This window comes from Planococcus ruber (genome assembly GCF_022819085.1).
Lineage (GTDB): Bacteria > Bacillota > Bacilli > Bacillales_A > Planococcaceae > Planococcus > Planococcus ruber.
In genome coordinates, this window is sequence record NZ_JALHAG010000012.1 from 37,552 (window position 1) to 57,272 (window position 19,721).

The 19,721-nt window shown below is 47.6% G+C and carries 19 protein-coding genes; 16 read left to right on the plus strand and 3 right to left on the minus strand.

Translation table 11 applies throughout. From position 1 onward, the window contains the following. Positions 1-150: 150 nt before the first annotated feature. Together MTR82_RS15065 and MTR82_RS15070 are read left to right on the plus strand one after the other, a co-directional pair. Positions 151-1,623, plus strand: a complete 1,473-nt coding sequence (locus MTR82_RS15065) for an aldehyde dehydrogenase family protein (protein WP_246809694.1) — start codon at positions 151-153, stop codon at positions 1,621-1,623. Positions 1,624-1,738: 115 nt separating this feature from the next. Continuing rightward, the gene (locus MTR82_RS15070; protein ID WP_246809695.1) at positions 1,739-2,482 is read left to right on the plus strand and encodes an SDR family NAD(P)-dependent oxidoreductase; all 744 of its coding nucleotides are present in this window, start codon (positions 1,739-1,741) and stop codon (positions 2,480-2,482) included. Between the two features lie 200 nt (positions 2,483-2,682). Here the strand turns inward: MTR82_RS15070 and MTR82_RS15075 are convergent, their stop codons facing one another. Then, on the minus strand, positions 2,683-3,144 hold the full coding sequence (locus tag MTR82_RS15075) for a universal stress protein (RefSeq protein WP_052653008.1): 462 nt from the start codon (positions 3,142-3,144) through the stop codon (positions 2,683-2,685). A 95-nt stretch (positions 3,145-3,239) separates the two neighbouring features. Continuing rightward, a complete protein-coding gene (locus tag MTR82_RS15080; protein ID WP_246809696.1) occupies positions 3,240-3,722 on the minus strand; it encodes a universal stress protein in 483 nt (160 codons plus the stop codon). Between the two features lie 252 nt (positions 3,723-3,974). Here MTR82_RS15080 and MTR82_RS15085 point away from each other — a divergent pair, with 252 nt between their 5' ends. From MTR82_RS15085 to MTR82_RS15105, 5 genes are read left to right on the plus strand one after another with little or no spacing between them, the layout of a single operon-like run. Further along, entirely contained in the window at positions 3,975-4,931 is a 957-nt protein-coding gene (locus tag MTR82_RS15085) for a sugar kinase (protein WP_246809697.1), read from the plus strand. Between the two features lie 20 nt (positions 4,932-4,951). After that, positions 4,952-5,572, plus strand: coding sequence for a bifunctional 2-keto-4-hydroxyglutarate aldolase/2-keto-3-deoxy-6-phosphogluconate aldolase (locus tag MTR82_RS15090; RefSeq protein WP_246809698.1), 621 nt, complete (start codon positions 4,952-4,954; stop codon positions 5,570-5,572). A 16-nt stretch (positions 5,573-5,588) separates the two neighbouring features. Then, the gene (gene uxuA / locus MTR82_RS15095) at positions 5,589-6,665 is read left to right on the plus strand and encodes a mannonate dehydratase (protein ID WP_052653000.1); all 1,077 of its coding nucleotides are present in this window, start codon (positions 5,589-5,591) and stop codon (positions 6,663-6,665) included. Continuing rightward, entirely contained in the window at positions 6,662-7,498 is an 837-nt protein-coding gene (locus tag MTR82_RS15100) for an SDR family oxidoreductase (RefSeq protein WP_052652998.1), read from the plus strand. The genes uxuA and MTR82_RS15100 overlap by 4 nt, the downstream gene beginning before the upstream one ends. Positions 7,499-7,505: 7 nt before the next feature. Continuing rightward, positions 7,506-8,510 carry a LacI family DNA-binding transcriptional regulator gene (locus tag MTR82_RS15105; RefSeq protein ID WP_246809699.1) on the plus strand — a complete coding sequence of 335 codons (1,005 nt, stop codon included), beginning with the start codon at positions 7,506-7,508 and terminating at the stop codon, positions 8,508-8,510. A 306-nt stretch (positions 8,511-8,816) separates the two neighbouring features. Here the strand turns inward: MTR82_RS15105 and MTR82_RS15110 are convergent, their stop codons facing one another. Then, positions 8,817-10,145 (minus strand): TrkH family potassium uptake protein, encoded by a 1,329-nt coding sequence (locus MTR82_RS15110; RefSeq protein WP_246809700.1) that lies wholly within the window; start codon positions 10,143-10,145, stop codon positions 8,817-8,819. 239 nt (positions 10,146-10,384) lie between these two features. Here MTR82_RS15110 and nagE point away from each other — a divergent pair, with 239 nt between their 5' ends. The 9 genes from nagE (at position 10,385) to MTR82_RS15155 (ending at position 19,707) form a co-directional block, all read left to right on the plus strand. After that, positions 10,385-12,292: an N-acetylglucosamine-specific PTS transporter subunit IIBC gene (gene nagE, locus MTR82_RS15115; protein WP_246809701.1), complete on the plus strand. Its 1,908-nt coding sequence runs from the start codon at positions 10,385-10,387 to the stop codon at positions 12,290-12,292. Positions 12,293-12,359: 67 nt separating this feature from the next. Continuing rightward, a complete protein-coding gene (nagA, locus tag MTR82_RS15120) occupies positions 12,360-13,529 on the plus strand; it encodes an N-acetylglucosamine-6-phosphate deacetylase (RefSeq protein WP_246809702.1) in 1,170 nt (389 codons plus the stop codon). Further along, entirely contained in the window at positions 13,526-14,266 is a 741-nt protein-coding gene (gene nagB, locus MTR82_RS15125) for a glucosamine-6-phosphate deaminase (protein ID WP_052652990.1), read from the plus strand. The genes nagA and nagB overlap by 4 nt, the downstream gene beginning before the upstream one ends. Positions 14,267-14,271: 5 nt before the next feature. Then, entirely contained in the window at positions 14,272-14,991 is a 720-nt protein-coding gene (locus tag MTR82_RS15130; protein ID WP_246809957.1) for a GntR family transcriptional regulator, read from the plus strand. A gap of 15 nt (positions 14,992-15,006) precedes the next feature. Continuing rightward, positions 15,007-15,273, plus strand: a complete 267-nt coding sequence (locus MTR82_RS15135; protein WP_052652988.1) for a phosphocarrier protein HPr — start codon at positions 15,007-15,009, stop codon at positions 15,271-15,273. A gap of 233 nt (positions 15,274-15,506) precedes the next feature. Continuing rightward, positions 15,507-17,621: a BglG family transcription antiterminator gene (locus tag MTR82_RS15140; protein WP_246809703.1), complete on the plus strand. Its 2,115-nt coding sequence runs from the start codon at positions 15,507-15,509 to the stop codon at positions 17,619-17,621. Positions 17,622-17,654: 33 nt separating this feature from the next. Continuing rightward, positions 17,655-18,098, plus strand: a complete 444-nt coding sequence (locus MTR82_RS15145; protein WP_246809704.1) for a PTS sugar transporter subunit IIA — start codon at positions 17,655-17,657, stop codon at positions 18,096-18,098. Next, positions 18,095-18,364 carry a PTS sugar transporter subunit IIB gene (locus MTR82_RS15150; protein WP_246809705.1) on the plus strand — a complete coding sequence of 90 codons (270 nt, stop codon included), beginning with the start codon at positions 18,095-18,097 and terminating at the stop codon, positions 18,362-18,364. The genes MTR82_RS15145 and MTR82_RS15150 overlap by 4 nt, the downstream gene beginning before the upstream one ends. 47 nt (positions 18,365-18,411) lie before the next feature. Then, positions 18,412-19,707, plus strand: coding sequence for a PTS ascorbate transporter subunit IIC (locus tag MTR82_RS15155; RefSeq protein ID WP_052652980.1), 1,296 nt, complete (start codon positions 18,412-18,414; stop codon positions 19,705-19,707). The last annotated feature ends 14 nt before the right edge of the window (positions 19,708-19,721 follow it).

The window sequence follows — 19,721 nt, forward strand, 5'->3', positions numbered from 1 at the left end:
GACTGAAATGAAAATATCCTAGTTTTAGTATTTTTCAAAGGGGTAAAGAGGAGAGTGGCAAAAAATACAAAAAATCTTTTTTAACAACCGCTGCGGCGTTAATGAATATCAGTCAACAAATTCCATCAATCAGAAAGAGGAGTGAACCAAATGAAAACGGATTTTTCGAAAGTGTATATAAACGGGGAATGGCGCGACGGGTCAAGCGACCAAATGATGGGCAACACAAACCCTTTCACAGGCGAGGATTTAATCGCTACGAAAGCAGCCAATAAAGACGATCTGGATGCCGCTTATAAAGCGGCAGCGGAAGCGCAAATCGAATGGGCAAAGGAATTGCCGCAGAACAAACGGGCGATTTTGGAGAAAACCGTTGAAGTCATGCAGGAAAACAAACAGTTGATTATCGACTGGCTAGTGAAAGAAGCCGGCAGCACCGTCATCAAAGCAACTGTTGAATTCGGTGCAGCGCTGGATGTCGTAAAACAATCCACTGCTTATCCTTTCCAGATGGAAGGAAAGATCCTTCCATCCCAGCAAGCAGGAAAAGAAAACCGCATTTACCGCAATCCGATCGGTGTCATTGGCGTCATCAGCCCGTGGAACTTCCCGTTTCATTTGGCGATGCGCTCCATCGCACCAGCGCTTGCGACCGGCAACGGAGTCGTAGTGAAACCGGCTACGGATACACCGATTACCGGCGGTTTGATTTTCGCCAGTATTTTCGAAGCAGCTGGGCTGCCGAAAGGCCTCTTGAATGTCGTTGTCGGCCGCGGATCCGAAATCGGCGATGACATCGTTACCCATCCGGTGCCGCGCATGATTTCCTTTACCGGATCGACGGAAGTCGGCATGCACATCGGGGAGTTGGCCGGCGGGCGTCTGAAGAAAACCGCATTGGAACTTGGCGGCAATAATGTCTTTGTCGTTTTGGACGATGCAGATATCGACCAAGCGGTGGATTCGGCGCTGTTCGGCAAATTTTATCACCAAGGACAGATCTGTATGGCAATCAACCGGATTTTTGTCCACAAAGACAAGTACGATGAATTCGCTGAGCTCTTTATTAAACGTGCCGGCAAGTTAAAATATGGCAATCCGGCAGAACAGGATACCAACGTCGGACCGCTTATTAACCGCAAGCAAGTCGACCGCATTTTAGAAGACTTGGAAGAGAGCGTGAAGCAAGGAGCGGAAATCCGGTTAGGCGGAAATGCTGACGGCAACGTTCTTGAGCCGACAGTTGTGACTAATGTGACGAATGAGATGCCGCTTGCAGTCAATGAAATCTTCGGACCGGTGGCTATTTTGATTCCGTTTGAAGATGACGATGATGCAGCGGAAATGGCCAATGCATTGCCATACGGATTGAGCGGCGCGGTCCACTCTTCTAACTTGGAGCACGGTGCCGCATTCGCGCACAGAATCCATACGGGCATGATCCATGTCAACGACCAATCGGTCAATGACGAATCGCATGTACCGTTCGGAGGCGAAAAGAACTCCGGCCTTGGCCGTTTCAACGGCGAATGGATTCTGGAAGAATTCACGACGCTGAAATGGATTTCCCTGCAGCACCAACGCCGGGATTACGGTCCATTTATCAACCAATTGAAAGAATAAAAGTCAGAGGCCTTTGCTCCGGCAGAGGCCTTTTTTCTGTTTTCATAAAATGACTAAAAAATCTGATAATAAGATATACTATAGATGTGTGAGATTCGATAAAGGAGGAATGGAAATGGACTTGCAAGGAAAAGTGGCAGCCGTAACAGGAGGAGCATCGGGAATCGGATTGGCTACGGCAAAAGCGTTTATTGCCAAAGGAGCAAAAGTGGTCATCGCTGATTTCAATGAAGAAGGCGGGGAAGCGGCAGCCAAAGAATTGAGCGGCAGCGGGGGAGAAGCGGTATTCATCAAAGTGGATACTTCTCAGGAAGCTTCCGTTGAAAACTTGGTAGCGCAAACGGTCAGCCGCTTTGGCCGAATTGACGTCATGGTCAATAATGCAGGGATCGGCGCTTTGAGCGAAACGCATGAATTAACGGATGAAGATTATCAAAAAGTGATCGGGGTCAATCAGGACGGCGTGTTTTATGGCATCAAGTATGCTGTTGGGGAAATGCTGAAGAGCGGCGGCGGGGCGATCGTCAATACTTCTTCGATACTTGGAAGCGTCGGGGAACCGCAAGCTTTTGCCTACAATGCTTCTAAAGGGGCGGTCAACTTGATGACCAAATCTGCTGCCCTCCAATACGGAGATAAAAACATCCGCGTTAACGCTGTCGCACCCGGCTACATCGAAACTGCCATGGTGAACCGCCAAGCGCTGGGTGACGAGTTCTATAATGGATTAGTGGCGAAGCATCCGGCAGGGCGTTTAGGAAAAGCGGATGAAGTGGCGCATGCGATCGTGTTCCTGTGCGAAAATGATTTTGTAACAGGCACTACCATAATGGTGGACGGCGGATATACAGCTCAATGATTCCACTCCAATGTATAGGGAAAAGAGACTTTCTGCGGAAAGTCTCTTTTTTACAGGTTGACGAGTTTCTAAACAAAATCCTTTCTGTTTCTTTTTTGTGGAGTTCAGCAACAATTTTCCAGTGAAATAGAAAAGTCCAGCCCACTTAGTGCTCCAGTCGGCCAGACTTTTTTCGCGCAGTTCAAATGGATGCAGCCAATTTAATTTGCTTCTTTTGCAGGATATTCGCGGCGAACAACTAAAACGTCGCAGGAACTGTTGCTGACGATATGCTGGGAGACACTGCCCATCAAGTATTTTTCGAAGGCATTCAAACCTTGGGCTCCGCAGATAATTAAGTCCGCATCGACTTGATTGGCAAAGTCCCGTGAAATGACTTTTTTCGGAGAGCCAGGCGCTACGAAAGCGGAAACATCAGAAAGTCCGGCAGAAATAGCTTCGTTCTTATACTTTTCAATCAGCGCTCGCCCTTCTTCGAAAATCGTATCGCTTTCCGAAGGGATGCGCTTCGTCATAGCCGTGTAGGAACGGGTGTCCACCACATGGATCAGATTCAATGAAGCGTTGTGTTTTTTCGCCATTTCAATTGATTTTCTGAACGCCCATTCCGCTTCTTTGGAGCCATCGACCGCAACTAAAATGTGTTTGTATTCCAAAGCCATCTGAATTCCTCCTCCATTTTTTCGGTTTACCACCTCTTTCTTGATGAGCCATAAAAATTCCTTCTTTTTAAATTGAATATTCAGAAATTAAAAGGCTATTCGTACCGGATCGTTTCTCTCTCTGCTTTCTTTTTCGGACCGTCCAAGCGAACGACCAGTACATCGCATGGACTGCTGCGCACGATATTTGTCGAGACGCTGCCAATGAGAAAATACTCCAATGCGTTTAACCCTTGAGCGCCGCAGACGATCAAATCTGCTTGAAGCTGCTTTGCAAAATCGCGCGAAATGACTTTTTTAGGGGAGCCGGGAACGGCATAGACATTCACTTCGGAAACGCCGGCAGCCAGCGCTTCCTTTTTATAATCCTCCAAAAGATTTTGGCCGTATCTGAATGCAGCATCTTCCAAATACGGCTCATGCAGCCGAACAGGCGTATGCCCCCGTAAATCTATGACGTGAATGATGTTCAAGATCGCTTTGTTCCTTTTGGCAATGCCGATTGATTTTTTAAAAGCTGCTTCGGCTTCCTGCGATCCATCCACTGCTACCAAAATACGATGATAGACAAGCGTCATGTCCATTCCTCCTGTCATAATTTAGCTTAGCAAATAGTTCGCTATGTGAAGCGGAATTTCCTGCACGCGAAGGAACCATTCGAGCAAATAGAAAAGAAATCTTAATCAGGCGAAAAAGGGGCTTCGGTTTATTTTTCAGAAATTATTAGCAATCGGTTGATTCTGAAAGCACTTTCATTTATAGTATTACTAAACCGATTTACTAAACCGATTTATAAAAATAGATATAGTATACAAGAGAGGGGTAATATCTTGGCTAATCAATATAATGTTTTTACTTTAGGAGATGCATTGATCACGTTCAATCCTTCTGAAACTGGGCCGCTGCGCTATGTGCCTTCTTTCACCCGGAAAGTGGGCGGGGCTGAATTGAATTTTGCGATCGGCTGCGCACGCCTTGGTTTGAATATCAAATGGGCAAGCCGGCTCGGCGGAGACGAATTTGGACGGGTTATCTATAATTTTGCCCGCGGAGAAGGCGTCGATTTGTCGGAAGTCGAGTTTGTGGAGAACTATCCGACTTCCTTGAATTTTAAAGAGATCCGGGAAGATGGTTCCGGCAAGACTTTTTACTATCGCTATCAATCTCCGATCTTAACAATGGAGCCGAGCGATATAACCGAAGACATGTTTCAAGGGGTAGATTTGATTCACCTGACCGGCGTTTTCCTGGCGATTGATTCGAAAAACTTGGACATCGTAAAACGGGTGCTGGAAATCGCAGCTGAAAAAGCTATCCGCATTTCATTTGACCCGAATATTCGATTGAAGCTTTGGACCTTGGACCAGGCAAAAGCCGCATATATGGAAATTCTGCCCTCAGTGGATATTTTGCTGACAGGCTTGGATGAAATCGAGATGATCATTGGTGAATCTACAGACCAAGCACTTGAACAATGTGCGAAAGACTTCAACATCGAACAACTAGTAATTAAAGACGGCGGCAACGGGGCGCGAGTTTATCAAAATGGCGCTTGGCATAAAAAAGAGGCGTTCCCGGTGAATCCGATTGATACAGTAGGCGCAGGGGACGGCTTTGACGCAGGCTATGTATACGCAACGCTTCATGGCTATTCGCCGGAAGAAGCGCTGGAATTTGCAAACGGCGTCGGAGCATTGGTTACAACGGTATCCGGCGACAACGAAGGGCTGCCTTATTTAGAAGAAGTGACGGCTTTGATCCGTAAAGAAAAAGTTGTAGAACGTTAAATAGAAGAGGAGCTGAAAAAATGTTAAAACATGAAGTGTTAGCAAATTTGACCAAAACGAAAGTTGTTGCAGTAATTCGCGGGACTAGTGAAGAAGAAGCGATTGAGTTGTCAAAAGCGGCAATCCAAGGAGGCATTCCCGCAATCGAATTGACGTATACGACACCACAAGTGCAGAACGTCTTTGAAGCATTAAAAGATGAAGATGTGCTGCTCGGTGCCGGATCGGTCTTAGATCCTGAAACAGCGCGCCATGCCATCCTTGCCGGAGCGAAGTTCATTGTCAGCCCGCATTTCAATGAAGACATTGCGCCGGTCTGCAACCGCTATGGCATTCCTTATTTGCCAGGCTGCATGACCATCCGTGAAATGGTCAATGCACTTGAATCCGGCAGTGACATCATCAAATTATTCCCGGCGAATAACTTCGAGCCGTCATTCATCAAATCAGTCAACGGCCCGCTTCCGCATGTACGGATCATGCCGACAGGCGGCATCAATTTAAACAACATCCAGGACTGGATCTCTGCCGGGGCTGTCGCAGTAGGAATCGGCAGCGATTTGAACAAAGCCTATGCAGCTGGCGGATTTGAAGCCGCAGTGGAGTTAAGCAAACAATACATGGAAAAAAGTGCACAATAGAGGAGGAACTCTTGAAATGAATATGACATTCCGTTGGTATGGCAAAGACAACGATACCGTGACTCTTGAAAACATCAAACAAATCCCTGGCGTAAAAGGAATCGTCTGGGCATTGCACGATGTGCCAGCAGGAGAAGTTTGGACGAAAGAAGCGATCAAAGCAGAAGTGGATTATATTGAGTCCTACGGTTTCCATACAGAAGTGGTGGAGAGCGTGAACGTCCATGAATCGATCAAGCTTGGGAACGCAGAGCGCGACCGCTATATTGAAAACTACAAAGAGTCGATCCGCAATTTGGCGGAAGTCGGCGTCAAAGTGATCTGCTATAATTTCATGCCGATCTTTGATTGGACGCGTACGGAAATGTTCCATCCTTTAGAGGACGGTTCAACGGCTTTATTCTTCGAGAAATCGAAAGTGGAGAATTTGGATCCACAAGAGTTGGTGCGCACAGTAAGTGAAGCATCAGATTTAACGCTGCCAGGCTGGGAACCGGAAAAATTGGATCGTTTAAGCGAATTGTTCGAAGCGTACAAAGAAATAGACGAAACGCAATTATGGGCGAACTTGGCCTACTTCCTGAAAGCCATCTTGCCGACAGCGGAAGAAGCCGGCATTAAGATGGCGATCCACCCGGATGATCCGCCGTATTCGATTTTCGGTTTGCCGCGCATTATCACAGGCGAAGAAAGCTATGAGAAGCTGATCGAAATCTCTGATTCACCATCCAATGCCTTTACGATGTGCACAGGATCCATGGGCGCGAGTTTATCGAACAATATGGTCGAAGTGGCACGCAAGTATGCAAAGCGCGCGCCATTCGCCCACATCCGGAATGTAAAAGTTTACGGCAACGGCGACTTTACGGAAACGTCGCATTACACGCAAGACGGTTCGATTGATATTAAAGGCGTCGTGAAAGAATTGCACGAGCAGGAGTATGATGGATATGTGCGCCCGGACCATGGCCGCCACATCTGGGGCGAAGTTTGCCGCCCAGGATACGGTTTATACGACCGTGCACTTGGCATCATGTACTTGCTGGGGTTATGGGACGCTTACGAAACGAAAAGAACGGAGGATGCAAAATGATTCCAATCCATGAAAATTTAAAAGGCCGTACGGCAGTGATTACAGGTGGCAGCGGAGTGCTTTGCTCGGCGATGGCACGCGAATTGGCTCGCCACGGCGTAAAAGTGGCGATTTTAAATCGCACAGCCGAAAAAGGGAAAGATGTAGCAGAAGAAATCAATGCGGCAGGCGGCGAAGCACTGGCAGTAGCGGCGAACGTTCTGGACCGGGCTTCTCTTGAAGAAGCGAAAGCGGAAATTTTAAAAGCTTTCGGCAAAATCGATATTTTGATCAACGGCGCAGGAGGAAACCATCCGGACGCCATCACAGGTCCCGAAACTTATGATGAATCGGCAGAAGGGAAATCATTTTTTGACTTGGAAGAAGAAGGTTTCTCTAATGTATTCTCGGTTAACTTCACGGGAACATTCCTTGCAAGCCAAGTGTTCGGCAAAGAATTATTGAAGAGCGAGTTCCCAGCTATCGTCAACTTGTCTTCAATGAGTTCGTATGCACCGATGACGAAAGTGCCTGCTTATAGCGCGGCAAAAGCGTCAATCAACAACTTCACAATGTGGATGGCGGTGCATTTTGCGGAAACGGGCTTGCGCGTCAACTCCATCGCACCAGGCTTCTTCCTAACGACGCAAAACCGTGACTTGCTGCTCGATCCAGAAGGCAATCCGACATCGCGTTCAAAGAAAATCCTGACAGCGACGCCGATGAAGAAATTCGGCCAGCCGGAAGATTTATTGGGGGCACTGCTATTCTTAGTGGATGAATCGTACTCATCCTTTGTTACCGGTACGACACTCGCAGTCGACGGCGGCTTCATGGCATACTCAGGGGTTTGATGCGTCCATGAAAAACGTGACCATCGCAGAAGTGGCGGAACATGCAAGAGTATCGAAAAGTACCGTTTCGCAGTATCTGAATAAACGCTATGAATACATGAGCGAAAACACCCGGAAACGGATTGAAGCGTCAATTCAAGAATTGAACTATCATCCGAATGTCATTGCAAGAAGCTTGAAGCAGAAGTCGACATTTACGGTCGGTGTGATCGTGGCGAATATTCTTCACAGTTTTTCTACGCAGATCCTCCGGACGATTGAAAACAATTTCAATGGGCAAGGGTTTCATACGATTATCTGCAATGCCGATGACGAACCTGAAAAAGAGCGGAATTACATTGAAATGCTCCTGGCGAAACAAGTCGACGGGTTGATCATCTTCCCGACCGGTGGAAACTTGGACTTATACGAACAAATGAAAAAAAGAAATTTTCCAGTTGTCTTCATGGACCGGAAAATTGAAGGGCTGGAAATCGAAACGGTCATGCTGGACAATCACCGGGCAGCTGAACTGGCGATCCGCAAATTCACCGAGAGCGGCTATTCAAAAGTTGCGATTGTGACGACTTCCATCATCCGCAATACGAGCCCGCGGGTGGAACGGATTGAAGGATATCGCAAAGCGCTTGAAGATGCGAACCTGACAGCCAATCGGGCGTATATCCAAACAGCCGATGCAGAGAAAATCCAAAATGTGCTGGAAGATTTGTTTGCTTTGGAAGAGCCGCCGGAAGCCATTCTTGCCGGCAATGATATTGTCTTGATCGAAGTGCTGAAATTCATGAAAGAGCAGCAGCTGCATATTCCAAAAGATGTCGCAGTCATCGGCATTGACGAAGTGCCGTTTGCGAGCTTCTATTCACCGTCGCTTACGATTGTTTCGCAGCCGACGATTGAAATGGGGAACTTGGCAGCTGAGCTTTTGTTGAAGCAGATCAACGGAACTTCGGAAAAAGAAAGTCCGGTTGTGCACCGGCTTCAACCAAGCCTGATCGATCGGGATTCTTGTTGAAGAAAGAGATAGACTGGAATCCAGTCGCATTAAAATAGCCTGCCGGCTTTTGCCGGCAGGCTATTTATGTGTTGAAGAAGCTACTAAGAAGCGCTCATAAATATCGTCTCAATTGTTTTGCGCCATATCTCTTTCGAATTTTCTAGCACCGGCGCGGTTCCGGACTGAGCGGAGCAATAAGACGAGTGGTCTTCTCGGCTTATTGTGGGAGCGCTGTCCATAGCGCCGAAGTGCGATCATTAGAAACAGATGCTTTAATTCAGCCCGTTTTCAATAGACTGAGAGCAAGAGTGCAGGCTATTTTTCTTAACCCGTAAATACTTGGTCGTACGGATAGCGGAAATGGTCTTTCTTCGGTTTCATTAAGATGAAAAACAAAGTGAGCGGACCAATTCGGCCAACGAACATCACGAGGCTTAAAAGAATTTCGCCGAGATCGGATAATTGTGCCGTGATTCCCATGGAAAGCCCCACTGTCCCGAATGCGGATACAACTTCAAACACTAAAGGCAGAAAAGGGATTTTCTCTGTCACGGTCAGCAAGAAAGAAAACAATAGCACGAGCAGAAGGCTGATGGTTGTGATGGCGAGCGACCGGACAATGGTTTCGATCCGTATTGCACGGCCAAAGATCTCCGGTTCTTTTTGTGAGCGCAAAAAAGCATAAGTCGATAGCAGCACGACGATAAAAGTGGTCAGCTTAATCCCGGATGCCGTCGAAGCACTGCCGGCGCCGATGAACATTAATGCCATCGTGAATAACAAGGTCGGATCTTCCAATGTTCCGTAATCGAAAACGTTGAATCCTGCGGTTCTCGGCGTTACGGCTGCAAAATAGGAAGACAAGATTTTTTCTCCCCACAACTTTCCGCCAAGTGATTCCGGATTGCCAAACTCCAAGGCGAGAATGATCAAGGTTGCGCCTAGATTCAAGGCGAGCGTTCCCCACACCATCAATTTTGTATGGAGCGACCAGGAGCGCAAAGATTTTTTTTGATAAATATCGACGACGACAGTAAATCCTAAGCCACCAAGAATAAACAGGCTGGACAACAGTACCAGGACAAAAGGGTCATTGCCGAAGCTCATCAAGTTGTCCGGGAACAAAGAAAAACCGGCATTGTTGAAAGCGGAAATAACGTGGAAGACGCTTAAATTCACTGCTTCCTGAAAGCCATAGTCCGGCAGCCAATAAATTGTCAGCATGGCGATAGCGATCGCTTCCACACTTAACGCGAAAGTAAGGATCATTTTCACGAGTTTGACAATTCCCCCAATGGAGTTTTGAGAGAAGGATTCTTGCAGGTAGATCCGATTTTGGAGGCCGATTTTCCGCCGCAGCAAAATCAGGATTGCTACTGCAAAAGTCATCAGCCCGATACCGCCGCACTGGATTAGCAAGAGCAAGACCATTTCACCGCATAGGGTCAACGTGGTGTCAGTGTCAAATACGCTAAGTCCAGTGACCGTAGTGGCCGATGTGGCAGTAAACAAAGCGTCTGTCCAGGAAATCGGTGCAGTTGTAGCAATCGGCAGCTTTAATAGCAGGGTCCCTAAGGTGATTAAAAACAAAAAGCTGCTAGCAATGACGATGGGTGGAGAGATTTTAACTTGCTTTTTTTTGGATGGCTTCACAATGGCACTTCCTATAGATAAGAGTGAAATAATAGCTAACTGTATGCCTGTTTTTTGAAGCTGTCAACAGAAGTCTTTTGTCTCGAAAATCTAGGGACCTTCACCAGAAAAAAGAATTATTCCATTAAATAAAAAATAGTATTGAAAACGCATACATATAGGAATAGAATTGGTATAGACATCTATACATTTTCTCGTCATAGTGACGGCTAAAAACCAATAAGAAGGGTGGAATTAACTTGTTCAGTTTTCTGCAAAAAATCGGGAAGTCGTTAATGTTCCCCATTGCAACATTGCCTGCAGCCGCTTTGCTGCTGCGTTTAGGGCAAGATGACCTCTTCGGCATTCCGTTTCTGTCAGCGGCAGGAGCAGGGATCATCGACAACTTGGCCATCATTTTTGCGATCGGGATTGCTTTCGGGCTTGCCCATGACAGCAACGGAGGAGCCGCACTCGCCGGTGCCGTTGCATATCTTGTTTTAACTTCAGCGATCGTAACGATCAATGAGTCCATTAATATGGGCGTTTTTGCCGGGATTCTCTCAGGGATTGTCGGGGGGCTTCTATACAACAAGTTCTATAATGTGAAATTCCCGACCTGGCTCGCTTTCTTCGGCGGCCGGCGTTTCGTTCCGATTGTCACCGCGGCAACCATGACCGTACTTGCCGGGATTTTAGGCTATGCATGGCCGCCAGTGCAAGATTTGATTGACGGAGCCGGCGATTGGATCTTGAATGCCGGCATGTTCGGCGTCGGGGCTTATGGTTTCTTGAACCGTTTGCTGTTGCCGACCGGTTTGCACCATGTCATCAACACGATTGTCTGGTTTGACTTTGGGACGTTTACCGATGCAACAGGCGAAGTCGTGCGCGGCGAGATCAACCGTTTCCTAAAAGGGGACCCGACAGCCGGGCCATTCCTTTCCGGTTTCTTCCCGATCATGATGTTCGGCCTGCCTGCTGCTTGCCTTGCGATGTATGCAGCTGCTAAAAAAGAGCGCAAAGCCCTCATCGGCGGAATGCTCTTCAGTATCGGTTTCACCTCGTTCCTTACAGGGATCACAGAGCCGATTGAATTCTCATTCATGTTCTTATCGCCATTATTATATGTGGTCCATGCGCTGTTAACCGGCGTATCAATGATGGTCGCTTATGCACTGGATGTCCATCACGGCTTCGGCTTCTCGGCCGGCGCCATCGATTATGTGTTGAACTACGGGCTTGCCCAGAACCCGCTTGTCTTGCTCGTTATGGGCCTTGTCGTAGGTGTGATTTACTTCTTCATTTTCTATTTCCTGATCATCAAACTGGACTTGAAAACGCCAGGGCGTGAAGATGAAGACGAAGAAAACGGCAATGCGGATACAGGCAATAACGGAATCGACATCCGCGCTTACCACACGATCAACGCACTTGGCGGCAGCGATAACATCCAAACCGTCGATTATTGCACGACGCGTTTGCGCCTGACAGTGAAAGACGCAGACAAAGTGAACGAAAAAGAATTGAAGCGCCATGGCGCAATGGGCTTGATGAAAGTCAATAAAACCAATGTTCAGGTAGTAATTGGAACAGCGGTTGAGTTCTTGGCGGATGCCATGAAGAGCCGTTTGGCAAAAGGAAATCCAACTCCGGAAAATCTGGATGCGCCGATTGAACAAATGCCGGCTGAAGCGGATCTTCCGAAAGTCATCATCGACAAAGATTTCTTCATGCCGATTGACGGTAAAATCATTCCGCTCGCTGAAGTGCCGGATGATGTCTTTGCAAAAGAAATGATGGGGCCAGGATTTGGCATCATCCCTTCAGGAAATATGCTGCATTCACCGATTGACGGAAAAGTCGTCACGGTTTTCCCGACAAAACACGCGATCGGCATCCAAACGGATACCGGAGTCGAACTGCTTATTCACGTGGGGCTGGATACGGTAAAATTAAAAGGCGAGGGGTTTGAAGCTTTAGTCGAGCAAGGGCAGCTCGTCCAGGCAGGAGATGCGTTATTGAAACTTGATCTTGCCTACCTCGAAGCCAATGCACCGTCTATTGTCACGCCGGTCATCTTTACGAACTTAACCGGACAAAAATTGCAGATGCTAAAAGACGGCAATCAGAAGCAGGGAACTGCGTCTATTCTAAAAGTCGAATAAATAAGAAACCGTCTAACCAGGAACTCGGATCTCGAGTTTCCTGGTTTTTCATAAGGAGCGGATAAAAATGAAGAAGACCATGAAAATCTCGCGTGTATGGATTGCCGATGCCGTAAATGAAAGCTTTATGGGCGACATTTTTATAGAAGGAAAAGAAATAATTGAAATAGCACCTGAAATCTCGCGTCCTGCTGATATCGAAATCGATGGCAAGGACAAGAATTGGACCGCGGCTCCCGGATTTATCGATGTCCACATCCACGGATCTGCCGGACACGACGTCATGGATGCTACGCCGGAAGCTTTGGATGGAATGGCGGCGTCGTTGCCTAAAGAAGGGACAACCAGCTTCCTTGCAACATCGATGACCCAATCGGACGAAGCCATTTCAAAAGCGTTGGAAAACGCCAGCACGTTTGAAGCGGATGAAAACCAGGCAGAAATGCTGGGAATCCATTTGGAAGGGCCATTCATTTCACCGGAGCAGCCAGGCGCGCAGCCAGCAGAATTCATCACGCTGCCATCGGCTTCGCTTTTCAATAAATGGCAAGTGCTCAGCGGAAAGCGCATCAAAATGATTACGATGGCACCCGAAATCGAAGGCGGTTTCGCTTTTGTCAAACAGCTGAAATCGGCGGGCATCATCGCTTCAATGGGCCATTCAGATGCCACTTACGATGAGATGCAAAAAGCGATTGGCGCAGGCGCAAGCCACATCACGCATTTGTATAACCAGATGAGTGCGTTTCACCACCGCGATCCGGGTGTAGTCGGGACCGCGCTATTGGAAGAAAAATTGACCGTCGAACTGATCGCTGATTTTATTCACAGCCATCCGAAATCGGTTGAAATGGCATATCGGCTAAAAGGGCCGGACCGGCTCATCCTGATCACGGATGCGATGCGGGCGAAAGGGTTGCCGAATGGCGTTTATGACTTGGCGGGACAGGACGTCCACGTGACAGAAACCGGGGCACGGCTTGAAAGCGGCGCTTTGGCCGGGAGCATCTTGACGATGGACCGCGCGATTCGCAATGTGCGATCCGTGACCCATTGCAGCATTTCAGACTTGGTTGCGATGACTTCTGCCAATGCCGCCAAAGAGCTGGGGCTGGCGAAAAAAGGGAAGATCGAAGCGGGAAGAGACGCGGATCTTGTCCTATTGGATGAGGAGTTAAACGTTCAGATGACAATTTGCAGGGGGACGATTGCTTTTGCAAAGGAGGAAATGCAATGAACACGATCGTAGTTGAAAATTACGAAGAAATGAGCAGACGCGCTGCGGAAATTCTGGAACAGCAAGTTTCTGAAAATCCGCATTCGGTTCTTGGGCTTGCGACCGGTTCCACGCCGCTCGGGCTATATGCGCGAATGATTGAAGGCCATCAGCAACGCGGCATTTCTTATGAACATGTCCAAACTTTCAATCTGGATGAATACAGAGGGCTCAATAAAAACCATCCGAACAGCTACCGGATTTTCATGATTGAAAACTTGTTCAAGCAGATCGATATCTCCATGAGCCATACCTACATTCCGAATGGCCAGGCACATTCGGTGGAAGAGGAATGCTTGCGCTACGAAGCGTTGATTGACCGGATCGGGCCGATTGATCTGCAAATTCTCGGGATGGGGACAAACGGACATATCGGTTTCAACGAACCCGGAACCGCTGAAGAGAGCTTGACACATATCATTGAACTGGACGATTCGACCCGCCAGAACAATGCCCGTTTTTTTGAATCGCTTGATGAAGTGCCGACCCATGCGATTACGATGGGCATTGCTTCGATATTAAAGAGCAGGAAGATTCTCTTGCTGGCTTCCGGCGAACAAAAAGCCGAAGCGGTGAAAACCTTATTGGAAAAAAACATCAGCGAGGATTTTCCGGCTTCATTTTTATGGAAGCATGCCGATGTCACGTTGATTGCAGACCGCGAAGCCTATCGGTTGGTTGAGGCAGAAGGGCTGTGAACGAATTGCTCGATAAGCAATCTCCCATCCCCATCTATATTCAAATCGAAGAACAGTTGAGAGCCCGTATTTCAGCGGGAGAATTTGAAGCAGGTGCCGCGATTCCGTCAGAACGCGAGTTGACGGAAAGCTTTGGCGTCAGCCGCATGACTTTGCGGCAAGCCGTCACGAACTTAGTCAACGACGGCTTGCTGTACCGAGAAAAAGGGCGGGGCACATTTGTAGCTTCCCCGAAAGTGGAACAGCCGTTGAATGGGCTTACAAGCTTCACGGAAGACATGAAAGCGAGAGGCATGGTGCCGAGCAATCAACTCATTGATTTCAAGGAAATCGACCCGGAACCGGACGTTGCCGGGGAACTGGGCCTCCAGAGCGGAGAAAAAGTATTTTCCTTTAAACGGATCCGCTACGCAGATGACAAGCCGATGGCCATCGAACGGACATTTTTGCCTGTAAAACTTTTCCCCGGACTAACGGAAGAAGCGCTAAAAGGCTCACTTTATTCTATAATAGAAGAGCAGCAGTTAAGGATCAGCCATGCTTCCCAGCGAATGGAAGCTGCTCTGGTGAAAAAGGAAGATGCCGAGCTTTTGAAAATTGGCATGCCGTCCCCGGTACTGTGCATTGAACGCCTCAGCTATTTGGGGAATGGCAGTCCGTTTGAACTTGTTCGAAGCATTTACCGGGCGGACCGCTATAAATTCATCACCGATATTAAACGATAAAGAGGAGATTAGAAAATGATTGAAAAAAATTACACGATTACAAGCGACGAAGGGCTTCATGCACGCCCAGCAGCAAAACTAGTAGCGAGCGTTTCATCATTCGCTTCTGAGGTCAAATTGGAATTCAAAGAGAAGCAAGTGAACATGAAATCGATTATGGGCGTCATGTCTTTAGGGATTTCAAAAGGCAAGGAAATTAAAGTGATCGCGGATGGAGCGGACGAAGAACGCGTCATCGAAACCGTAGATGAATTGATGAAAAGTGAAAACCTGGGAGCGTAAAACCTTCCAGAGAAGGTGATAAATGAAAGCAGCAGGCCAACCATTATAAACAATGGGGCTTGCTGCTTTTTTTATTTCCAGTGATGTGAAATCTTTACAGTCCAATTTTGCACAAACAACAAGGCGATATTTGGTCTCTACATAAAAGGAAGGAGAAGTTAAAATAGAAGTAATTAATAATTCTGAACAAAACGCATTCTGGCCGTTTCAATGCGAAAGAAGGAGGTGAGGTCATGGCCTTGGATCAGCGAAGCAGCGCCATATTGGCGTATTTGTCCGAATCGCAGAGCTACGTTTCCCCTCAGGAAATTATGGAGAAGTTTAAGATTTCAAAGCGGACCGCCTATTACGATATCGAAAAAATTAATGGCTGGCTGGAAGAAAATAAATTGCCGCGGGTTGAACATGTCCGTTCGGCAGGATTTCATTTAAAGAAAGAAACGGCGAAGGAAATCCCGGAACGGCTGCACAATATGCCGAAATGGCATTATGAATATTCACCTAAAGAACGGAAAGCTTGGCTCGCGTTGTATTTGATGGCAAAGAGCCAGCCGCTGTATTTAGAAAATCTGATGGAAAAAGTGAGAGTCAGCCGCAATACCGTCATTGAAGATTTAAAAGACTTGAAAAAAGAGCTGCAGAACTTTGAAGTGGACATGCAATTTGAGCGCGCAGCGGGCTATCAGGTAAAAGGAAAAGAAGAAGATAAACGAAAAGTGATCGTGTATTATCTTCAGCAATTATTGCCGAAGCAAAGCTGGGAGTCTTTACTGCTTCAGCTCCCCATCTTGTTCAATGAACAGCACGAAGAAATGGATCCGTTCATTTTTGAAAAAATGAAGGCAATTAAAGAAATTGCGATAGAAAGCGAACGGAAGCTGAACATCCGGTACACGGATGATTTCCTGCACAGCCTTACGCTCCGGCTATTGCTGTTCGGGAAACGGTTGACAAGCGGCAAGGAAATTGTGGTGGATCCGATCGAAAAAGAAGTATTGAGCAAGACCATCGAATACCAAGCCGCACAAGAAATCGCGGTGAAACTGTCAAAGCTGTTTGATACGGTTTTCCCGGAAGACGAAGTTTTCTACATCACGAAGCATTTGCTCAGTTCCAGAGTGCAATTTGCGGACAGCCTATTTGAAAACAACAGCGTCCATCTCATGAAGGTTCTTGCAGACACCGTGGCCCATATGGTGTCGGATTTTCAGCGGTACGCCTGCATTGTCTTTGAGAATCGCCATGAAGTAGAAAAAAGCTTATTCTTGCACCTCAAATCCGCTTATTATCGAGTGCTTTACGGATTGGAAGCCGATAGCCAATTGGCGAATTCCATTCAGGAAAAGTATCCGGATACGTTCCACATTACCAAGAAAATCATCAGCTACCTGCAAAGCATTACCGGAAAAGAAGTCAATGATGAAGAAATTGCCTTAATCGCCATCCATTTTGGCGGGTGGCTGGAAAAGATGGGGAAAAAGCCGGTCAGCCGGAAATCGGTCCTGCTCGTATGCAACAACGGAATCGGGACGTCGAGGCTGCTCCAGCATCAGCTGGAAGGGCTATTTTCAACCGTGGATATCGTCGGCTGCGTTTCGCTGAGGGATTTTGAAAACAACTCCTATGAAGTGGACTTTGTCATTTCGACCATTCCGCTTGAAGAGAAAGGCACGCCGGTTTTTGTGGTCAGCCCGATTTTGACAGAGATTGAAAAAGAGAAGCTTCTTAAAAAAGTAAATGCTTTTATTGGCGTCCAGCCGGTAAAGGTGCATTCGATTGAAGCGCTTCTGTCGATCATCGATAACCATGCGGATATTCATGACCGGGAAAATCTCCAAAAGGAGCTGCGTGAGTACCTGTATCCGAATCCGGGTTATTCCCGCAAGGAAGAAAAACCGAATTTGAGCAGCTTGTTGAAGGTCCAGCATATCCAAACCGTGGAACGCGTGCCGGATTGGCGAAAAGCCATCCAGCTTGCAGCCGAGCCGCTTGTGGAAAATCGGTTCATCGAAACCGAATACGTCAAAGCCATGATTGATGTGCTGGATGAAACCGGGCCGTACGTAGTCGTTTCTCCTCTCGTCGCCATTCCGCATGCGCGGCCGCAAGACGGCGTCCATCGGTTGGGGATGAGCCTCCTGCAGCTGAAAAACAGCATCTCTTTTTCAGAAAGAGGAACCCATCCTGTGAAATTGCTCATTGTGCTGGCAGCGGTGGATGGCGACAGCCACTTGAAAGCGCTTGGGCAACTGACGAAAATATTGAACGATAAAAGATTGAAAGAGCAGCTCATTGAAGAGGAATCGGCAGAAAAAATTTATGAATTGATCCAAATGCATTCACTTTGACATACAGGATCTCACACAGAAAGGGTTATGAATATGAAATTCCTTGAGGAAAAGCTAGTGGCTTTGGATGTTTCGGCAGAAACGCCGGAAGCAGCCATCCAGGCGGCAGGACAATTATTGGTTTCAGGCAATTTAGTCGAACCGGGGTATGTCGAGGCGATGGTTGAATCGTACCGGCAGAACGGCCCGTATTTTGTCCTGGCTCCCCAAATCGCCTTGCCGCATGCACGGCCGGAAGACGGAGTCAAAGAAGCGTCGGTAGCTTTTGTCCGATTAAAAGATCCGGTAGTCTTTGGGAGCGTGGCGAATGATCCGGTTTCTTTAGTGTTTGCCCTTGGCGCATCGACGAGCGACGAGCATTTATTGGTAATGAAAGAATTGGTCATGCTATTGAACAATCCGGAAAAAGTCGAACGATTGAAAAGCATTGCCAGCTATGAAGAACTAAAAATCGTGTTAGGGAGGAATGAAAGATGAAAATTTTATGTGTATGTGGGTTAGGGCAAGGAACAAGCTTAATTTTGCGAATGAACGTCGAGCAGGCTTTAGGAGAGAAAGGAATCACTGCGGACGTTGAACACATCGACTTGTCCTCTGCGACCAGCATGAGCGCCGATTACATCATTACCAGCAACGAACTGGCAGAAAGCCTGCAAGACCATCCGGCGAAAGTGATTATTGTCAATAATTACTTTGACATGGATGAAATCAATGCAGCGATAGAAAACAACATACCTGCATAACAAGGGGAGACACTATTACTTTAATGGGATAAAGGGGATGAATGAGAATGGATGCTATTTTTTGGATTTCTAACAACGTGTTTGGGACACCTGCCATCTTGCTTGGCATCATCGTATTGATCGGATTGCTGCTGCAGAAAAAAACTGCCAGCCAGCGCGTGAGCGGAACATTCAAAGCCATCATCGGCTTTTTGATCATCAGTGCCGGCGCCAACATTATCGTTGGGGCTTTGACCGTCTTTGAACCGCTTTGGAAAGAAGTGTTCAATCTGTCCGGCGAAACTTTAGGGGAGTATATGGGACAAGAACTCTTCAACTCTGAATACGGAAGTGCAGTGACGCTGGCGATGACAATCGGTTTCTTGATCAACGTCTTGCTTGCCCGTTTTACACGGCTGAAATACATTTACCTGACCGGCCATATGATGTTCTGGACCACCACAATTTTTGCGGGGATTGCCGTCCATGCGGCACCGGAGGTCTCTTTCTTTAAACTGGTCGTCTTCCTGTCGGTCATCATGGGGATTTATTGGACCGTTCAGCCGGCACTAGTCCAGCCTTTCGTCCGGAAAATTGTGGGCAACGACAATATCGCCCTCGGCCATACGTCCGCTTCAGTCGGGCTGCTTGCGGCATTCGGCGGCAAGCTTTGGGGCAATAAAGAAAATGATTCTGAAAAGATCAAATTGCCGAAAGGCCTTGAATTCCTGAGAGATTCCAACGTGATTACCGCCTTGACGATGGGGCTATTGTTCTTAACCGGCGCCATCATCATTTCGTTCAAAGACACACCGGGTGCTGCAGAATTAGTGGCAAGCTCCGGTAACCAAAGCTTCATCGTCTACGCCATTATCCAGTCGTTCACATTCACAGCCGGGATCGCAGTCGTCTTGACGGGTGTCCGGATGTTCATCGGTGAAATTGTGCCGGCGTTCAAAGGGATCGCGACAAAAATCGTACCGGGTGCAAGACCGGCCCTGGATAACCCGATCCTTTTCCCGTATGCACCGAATGCGGTCATTTTAGGATTCCTGGGATCGTTTGTCGGGGCTTTGCTCTGGCTCGTGGTATTAGGAAATACGGTCGGCTACATTTTCGTGCCGACGATGATCGTCCTATTCTTCCACTCGGCGACTGCCGGGGTGTTCGGAAACTTGACGGGCGGCGTCAGAGGCGCGGTCATGGGCGGCTTCGTCACAGCCACGGTCGTTGCTTGGGGACAATACATTACCGTGAAAATGCTCTTATCCGATACGATTCCGGATACCGCAATGTGGGCTGCCGATTCGGATATGTTCATCTTAGGCCCGATCATCCGCTTGCTCGCGCAATTGCTGCTCTAGAAAAAAGAACGGAG

Coding starts and splice junctions, on each gene's coding strand:
- MTR82_RS15065 (WP_246809694.1), top strand. CDS start 151: ATGAAAACGGATTTTTCGAAAGTGTATATAAACGGGGAATGGCGCGAC.
- MTR82_RS15070 (WP_246809695.1), top strand. CDS start 1,739: ATGGACTTGCAAGGAAAAGTGGCAGCCGTAACAGGAGGAGCATCGGGA.
- MTR82_RS15075 (WP_052653008.1), bottom strand. CDS start 3,144: ATGGCTTTGGAATACAAACACATTTTAGTTGCGGTCGATGGCTCCAAA.
- MTR82_RS15080 (WP_246809696.1), bottom strand. CDS start 3,722: ATGACGCTTGTCTATCATCGTATTTTGGTAGCAGTGGATGGATCGCAG.
- MTR82_RS15090 (WP_246809698.1), top strand. CDS start 4,952: ATGTTAAAACATGAAGTGTTAGCAAATTTGACCAAAACGAAAGTTGTT.
- uxuA (WP_052653000.1), top strand. CDS start 5,589: ATGAATATGACATTCCGTTGGTATGGCAAAGACAACGATACCGTGACT.
- MTR82_RS15100 (WP_052652998.1), top strand. CDS start 6,662: ATGATTCCAATCCATGAAAATTTAAAAGGCCGTACGGCAGTGATTACA.
- MTR82_RS15105 (WP_246809699.1), top strand. CDS start 7,506: ATGAAAAACGTGACCATCGCAGAAGTGGCGGAACATGCAAGAGTATCG.
- nagA (WP_246809702.1), top strand. CDS start 12,360: ATGAAGAAGACCATGAAAATCTCGCGTGTATGGATTGCCGATGCCGTA.
- nagB (WP_052652990.1), top strand. CDS start 13,526: ATGAACACGATCGTAGTTGAAAATTACGAAGAAATGAGCAGACGCGCT.
- MTR82_RS15135 (WP_052652988.1), top strand. CDS start 15,007: ATGATTGAAAAAAATTACACGATTACAAGCGACGAAGGGCTTCATGCA.
- MTR82_RS15140 (WP_246809703.1), top strand. CDS start 15,507: ATGGCCTTGGATCAGCGAAGCAGCGCCATATTGGCGTATTTGTCCGAA.
- MTR82_RS15145 (WP_246809704.1), top strand. CDS start 17,655: ATGAAATTCCTTGAGGAAAAGCTAGTGGCTTTGGATGTTTCGGCAGAA.
- MTR82_RS15150 (WP_246809705.1), top strand. CDS start 18,095: ATGAAAATTTTATGTGTATGTGGGTTAGGGCAAGGAACAAGCTTAATT.
- MTR82_RS15155 (WP_052652980.1), top strand. CDS start 18,412: ATGGATGCTATTTTTTGGATTTCTAACAACGTGTTTGGGACACCTGCC.